This is a genomic window from Pseudomonas sp. B424 (genome assembly GCF_055408345.1).
In genome coordinates this window covers 36,919-43,019 of record NZ_JBUZTL010000031.1, presented here as the reverse complement: position 1 = coordinate 43,019, position 6,101 = coordinate 36,919, and the positions used below count along the sequence as shown (strand labels likewise).

Here is a 6,101-nt window from a genome sequence, read left to right as displayed (position 1 = left end):
AAGCTGGCACTCTCGAAAACTGATCCAACTCATTGAAACTCAACGAGTTTTCCGTTTCTACTGTGCCGGAAGAGGCGCGAATTATAGGCCGTCAGAATTCTGGGTCAAGTCCTAAATTCACATTTCTGTCATATAGCTTTAAAAGCCCCTAAAAGCAGAGGCCAGCCTGACGGCTGGCCTCTCTTCTTCTATATAGAGATAGGGCTCTCGCCACCCTTACAGGCTAGGGAAGGCAAACTGCGACGCTTCATGGCTGGCACGTTGCGGCCAGCGCTGGGTAATGGCCTTGCGACGTGTGTAGAAGCGCACACCATCCGGACCATAAGCATGCAGGTCGCCAAACAGCGAACGCTTCCAGCCGCCGAAGCTGTGGTATGCCACAGGTACTGGCAGTGGAACGTTAACCCCCACCATCCCCACTTCAATCTCATCGCAGAACAAACGTGCCGCTTCACCATCGCGGGTGAAAATGCAGGTGCCGTTGCCGTACTCGTGATCATTGATCAGTTGCATGGCCGCTTCCAGGCTATCAACCCGCACGATGCACAACACCGGGCCAAAAATTTCTTCTTTATAGATGCGCATCTCAGGCGTCACGCGATCAAACAGGCAGCCCCCGAGGAAGAAGCCCCCTTCGTGATCCTTGATGCTCAACCCGCGGCCATCAACCACCAGCTCGGCACCTGCTGCTACGCCGTCGTCCACATAGCCGCTGACCTTGTCACGTGCCTGCCCGGTGACCAGAGGCCCCATGTCCAGACCACAGGATGTGCCTGCACCGATTTTAAGCGCCTTGATTTGCGGAACCAGCTTGGCCACCAGGGCATCTGCCACCTGATCGCCCACACACACTGCCACCGAAATGGCCATGCAACGCTCGCCGCATGAGCCGTACGCTGCGCCCATCAATGCACTGACCGCGTTATCCAGGTCCGCATCCGGCATCAGCACTGCGTGGTTTTTCGCCCCGCCCAGTGCCTGAACGCGTTTGCCGCGCTTGGTGCCTTCGGCGTAGATGTACTCGGCAATCGGCGTCGAGCCCACAAAGCTCAATGCTTTGACTTCCGGCGCTTCAATCAATGCATCCACCGCTGACTTGTCGCCGTGCACCACGTTCATCACACCCTTGGGCAGACCGGCTTCCAGCAACAGTTGAGCGATCAACAGCGTCGAACTCGGGTCGCGCTCAGACGGCTTAAGAATGAAGCAGTTGCCGCACACAATCGCCAGTGGGTACATCCACAGCGGAACCATGGCCGGGAAGTTGAAAGGCGTAATCCCTGCAACAACACCCAGCGGCTGGAAGTCCGACCATGCATCAATGTTCGGCCCTACGTTACGGCTGTACTCGCCCTTCAAGATTTCAGGAGCAGAGCAGGCGTATTCGACGTTCTCGATCCCGCGCTTCAACTCACCTGCTGCATCTTCCAGGGTCTTGCCGTGTTCCTCGCTGATCAATTGCGAGATACGCGCTTCGTTCTGCTCCAGCAATTGCTTGAAGCGGAACATCACCTGGGCACGCTTTGCAGGAGGGGTATTGCGCCACGCCGGGAAGGCGGCTTTGGCTGCATCAATGGCTTGTTGAATAGTCTCGCGGCTGGCCAGCGGAACCTGGTGAATCACTTTACCGGTCGACGGGTTGTATACATCGGCGGTACGACCGGAATCGTTCAGCAGCTCGCCGTTGATCAAGTGTTGAATGGTGCTCATGGATGCTCCAGAAAAGTTGTCCACAGGCGCGAACGCTGCGCGCCTGCGTAAGTGCAATAAGTGTCGCTTCTATATAGATAGAAGGATCAGTCGATCTGGTTAAGTGCTTCGCCTACAGCATCGAACAAACGGTCCAGCTCTTGCGGCTTGCTATTGAAGGTTGGCCCGAACTGCAGGGTGTCACCACCAAAGCGCACGTAGAAGCCGGCTTTCCACAGCTTCATCGCAGCATCAAACGGACGCACGATCGCATCGCCATCACGCGGCGCAATCTGAATAGCACCCGCCAGACCATAGTTACGAATATCGATGACGTTTTTCACGCCCTTCAGACCGTGCAACGCATTTTCAAAATGCGGCGCGACTTCAGCCACGCTCTGCACCAGGTTTTCTTTTTGCAGCAGATCAAGCGCCGCAAGACCGGCAGCACAGGCTACCGGGTGGGCCGAATAGGTGTAGCCATGAGGGAATTCAACGGCGTATTCCGGCGTCGGCTGATTCATGAACGTGTGATAGATCTCGCTGGTCGCAATCACTGCGCCCATAGGGATAGCACCGTTAGTCACTTGCTTGGCAATGCACATCAAGTCAGGCGTCACACCGAAGCTGTCAGCACCGAACATTGAGCCCGTACGACCAAAGCCGGTAATTACCTCATCGAAGACCAACAGAATGTTGTGCTGATCGCAGATTTCACGCAGGCGCTTCAGATACCCCTGAGGCGGAACCAGTACACCCGCGGAACCGGCCATCGGCTCCACAAAAACCGCCGCAATATTCGAGGCGTCGTGGAGTTCGATCAGTTTGAGCAGCTCATCGGCCAGTGCGATCCCGCCCAGCTCAGGCATACCGCGAGAAAACGCGTTGCTCGCCAACAGCGTATGCGGCAAGTGATCCACGTCCATCATTGCCTGGCCAAACATTTTACGGTTGCCGTTCACACCGCCCAGACTGGTTCCGGCAATGTTTACACCGTGATAACCGCGAGCACGACCAATCATCTTGGTTTTGGTCGACTGCCCTTTCAGGCGCCAGTAGGCACGCACCATCTTCACCGCAGTATCAGCGCACTCGGAACCCGAGTCTGTGAAGAACACGTGATTGAGGTTGCCCGGTGTCAGCTCGGTGATTTTCTCAGCCAGCTGGAATGACAGCGGATGGCCGTACTGGAACGCAGGCGAGTAATCGAGAGTGCCCAATTGCTTGGCTACGGCTTGCTGAATTTCCGTGCGGGTATGCCCTGCGCCGCAAGTCCAAAGACCTGACAGCGAATCGTAGATTTGCCGACCTTTATCGTCCGTCAGATAGCTACCCTTGGCACCCACGATAAAACGCGGGTCACGATGGAAGTTACGGTTGGCGGTGTAAGGCATCCAGTGAGCATCCAGCTTGAGCTGACTGGTCACTATGACTTCGGCGTTTTCGGGCATGTTCATGGGCAAAACCTCGCAAAGCAGAAAGCGGCGTGGGATCGAAAGCGTTGTTGCACCTAAATTGCCACGCCTATAAAGTCGATGAAATCCAACTCTTCTAACCTTTAGTTAGGCGTTCACTAAACTATGAGCAGCCGTCGTCCCGATGCACTGGCCCAAGTCAGCGACTTTGATATCCGATTGCTGCGCATCTTTCGCAGTGTTGTGGAGTGCGGCGGGTTCTCGGCCGCAGAGACGGTGCTGGGCATCGGACGCTCTGCAATCAGCCAGCAGATGAGTGACCTGGAACAGCGCCTGGGCTTGCGTCTTTGTCAGCGTGGGCGAGCAGGGTTTTCTCTGACTGAAGAAGGGCGAGAGGTCTACCAGTCGGCTCTGCAATTACTCGGCGCACTTGAGAGCTTTCGCACAGAGGTAAACGGCCTTCATCTACATTTACGCGGCGAGCTGAACATAGGCCTGACCGATAACCTCGTGACACTGCCCCATATGCGCATCACCCACGCCCTGGCCCAACTCAAAGAACGCGGCCCTGAAGTGCAAGTCCATATCCGTATGATCTCGCCCCATGAAGTCGAACAAGGGGTGCTCGACGGGCGCCTGCATGTGGGCGTCGTCCCCCAGGCAAGCACCTTGTCCGGGCTGGAGTATCTGCCGCTCTACAGCGAGCGCTCCCTGCTGTATTGCGCGGTGGGCCATCCATTGTTTTATGTCGATGACCGGCAGCTGGAGGATGTGCGGCTCAATGATCAAGATGCCATTGCCCCGACCTTTCGCCTGCCCTCTGAAATCCAGGCCCTCTATCAAGCGCTCAATTGCACCGCCAGTGCTTCGGACCGCGAAGGCATGGCCTTCCTGATTTTGACCGGACGCTATATCGGTTATCTGCCGGACCATTACGCCAGCCTGTGGGTTCAGCAAGGTCGGTTGCGGGCACTAAAGCCCAAAACACGGTTCTACGACTTGAGCCTGGCATCTGTGACCCGCAAGGGTCGACGTCCTCATTTGGTGCTGGAAAGCTTTCTGGAAAGTCTGGAGGCCACACGCTAGAGTGCCAAAATGATGCCTGCACGCAGAATTCCGGGCGGATTCATATCATCCTCATGGGCTGCGGCCCAACACCCCGTCACGACACTGAGTAGAGCATGCCTTTTACCCTGGCCGGCCTGTGCGAATACCGTGAAGAAATTCGCAAGAGCCGCTTTATCACCTTCGCCGGCCCCATCAGTACGGCCGCCGAAGCCCAAGCATTTATCGAACAGCACCGCGACCTCAATGCCTCGCATAATTGCTGGGCCTGGAAGCTGGCCGATCAATACCGCAGCCACGACGACGGCGAACCCGGCGGTACCGCCGGGCGCCCCATTCTGGCGGCCATCGAGGCACAGGATTTCGATCAAGTCGTAGTCCTCGTCATCCGCTGGTACGGCGGTATCCAACTGGGTACGGGCGGCCTGGCACGGGCATATGGCGGGGGCGCCAACAAATGCCTGCAAAACGCCGAGCACCTGCCGCTGATCCAGCGCACCGAACTGAGCTGTGAATGTTCATTCAGCGAGCTGGCCCTCTTGAAAGTACGACTCAATGACCTGGGCGGGCTGTTGCTCGACGAAACCTTCAACGCTCAAGGGGTGTCACTGCGGATGGCCGTGGCCGAGCCACAGATCAGTCTGTTGCAACAACAGCTGGCCGACCTCAGCCGTGGCCGCATTATCCTGCACCGGCATCGCGCCACGCCGTGACCGTCATGGCGGGTTGCTTAACCTGGCCCGCCGCTCCCCTCCCCTGCGTCTTTACCCCCAACCGCTGTGCACCGGGCTGTGGATAACCTGAGCACATACCGCTGCAGGCCTTTAGGAACGTGGCTTTGCCATCAAAGATCAAAAAATGATCAATTTAGCCAGTACGCCACTCTTTTCTCGATAAAACAGTCGCTTGCTGCTGTTTATCGCCAGTTGGAACAAGGCCCTCAGGTGCTTATGCCGAGCTTTTGCGCTTGTGCACAGTAGCTGTGGAGCAACCTGTGGATAACCCGTGCAAGAGCCCCCGTAAGGCTTGTCCGGCAGCGGCTGTATAATTTTGTACGTTTTTTGATCGAATAGCGGAAACCGATAGCTACTTATCGGTTTATCCACGCCCTGAAAGGGTGCTGGTGCCATGTAGATAACTCCCCGATGCAGCGCAAGCCCAGCACTGGTATTGCTCAGGTGGCTGGGGCAAAGTAGCCGTTTGCGACCTTCCCTGCTCAAAGGAAACACATCATGTCCGGGACAAAAAACGCACTGATTATCGGCGCCTCCCGAGGTTTGGGTCTCGGGCTGGTACAACGCCTGAAAGAAGATGGCTGGGCGGTTACCGCGACCGTGCGCGACAAGAGCCGGGCCGAAGCCCTGCGTGCCGTACCCGACGTCCATGTCGAGCAACTGGACATGGACGATGCTGGCTCCGTCAACGCTCTGCATGAGCGTCTGCAGGGCCAGGTTTTCGACTTGCTGTTCGTCAACGCCGGCGTCAAAGGTCCGGACAACCAGACGCCCGGCGCAGCCCCCGCCCATGAAGTGGCACAGCTGTTTTGGACCAACATCGTTGCGCCTGTCAGCCTGGCGCAATGTTTTACAGAAAACCTGCGCCCGGACACCGGGGTGCTGGCGTTCATGAGCTCGGGCCTGGGCAGCATTACCAGCCCCGACGCACCGGAACTGGCGCTGTACAAGGCCAGCAAGGCAGCTCTCAACTCCCTGACCAATACCTTCGTCAGTCAGTTGGGCGATCGCAAGCTGACCGTTTTGTCCCTGCACCCGGGCTGGGTCAAAACCGATATGGGCGGCGAAGGCGCTGATATCGATGTAGCCACCAGTACCCGCGGCCTCATTGATCAGGTCGATGCCTACGCCGGTAAAGGCGGTCACTTCTTCCTTAACTACAAAGGAGAAACCCTGCCCTGGTAACACGACGATCCTG

Annotated in this window: 5 protein-coding genes; 3 read left to right on the top strand and 2 right to left on the bottom strand. The window is 57.1% G+C overall.

Annotated features, from left to right (window positions below):
- Nucleotides 1-216 precede the first annotated feature (216 nt).
- Both ACZRMS_RS23590 and aptA read right to left on the bottom strand, forming a co-directional pair.
- Nucleotides 217-1,710, bottom strand: coding sequence for a CoA-acylating methylmalonate-semialdehyde dehydrogenase (locus tag ACZRMS_RS23590; RefSeq protein ID WP_463997319.1), 1,494 nt, complete (start codon nucleotides 1,708-1,710; stop codon nucleotides 217-219).
- An 86-nt stretch (nucleotides 1,711-1,796) separates the two neighbouring features.
- Nucleotides 1,797-3,146, bottom strand: a complete 1,350-nt coding sequence (gene aptA / locus ACZRMS_RS23585; protein WP_463997318.1) for an omega-aminotransferase AptA — start codon at nucleotides 3,144-3,146, stop codon at nucleotides 1,797-1,799.
- Between the two features lie 123 nt (nucleotides 3,147-3,269).
- Between aptA and ACZRMS_RS23580 the strand changes: the two genes are divergently transcribed.
- The 3 genes from ACZRMS_RS23580 to ACZRMS_RS23570 all read left to right on the top strand — a co-directional run bounded on the left by ACZRMS_RS23580 (nucleotide 3,270) and on the right by ACZRMS_RS23570 (nucleotide 6,088).
- A complete protein-coding gene (locus ACZRMS_RS23580; RefSeq protein WP_463997317.1) occupies nucleotides 3,270-4,190 on the top strand; it encodes a LysR family transcriptional regulator in 921 nt (306 codons plus the stop codon).
- A gap of 95 nt (nucleotides 4,191-4,285) precedes the next feature.
- Nucleotides 4,286-4,882 carry an IMPACT family protein gene (locus ACZRMS_RS23575; protein WP_463997316.1) on the top strand — a complete coding sequence of 199 codons (597 nt, stop codon included), beginning with the start codon at nucleotides 4,286-4,288 and terminating at the stop codon, nucleotides 4,880-4,882.
- Nucleotides 4,883-5,401: 519 nt separating this feature from the next.
- A complete protein-coding gene (locus ACZRMS_RS23570) occupies nucleotides 5,402-6,088 on the top strand; it encodes an SDR family oxidoreductase (RefSeq protein ID WP_463997315.1) in 687 nt (228 codons plus the stop codon).
- Nucleotides 6,089-6,101: the final 13 nt, after the last annotated feature.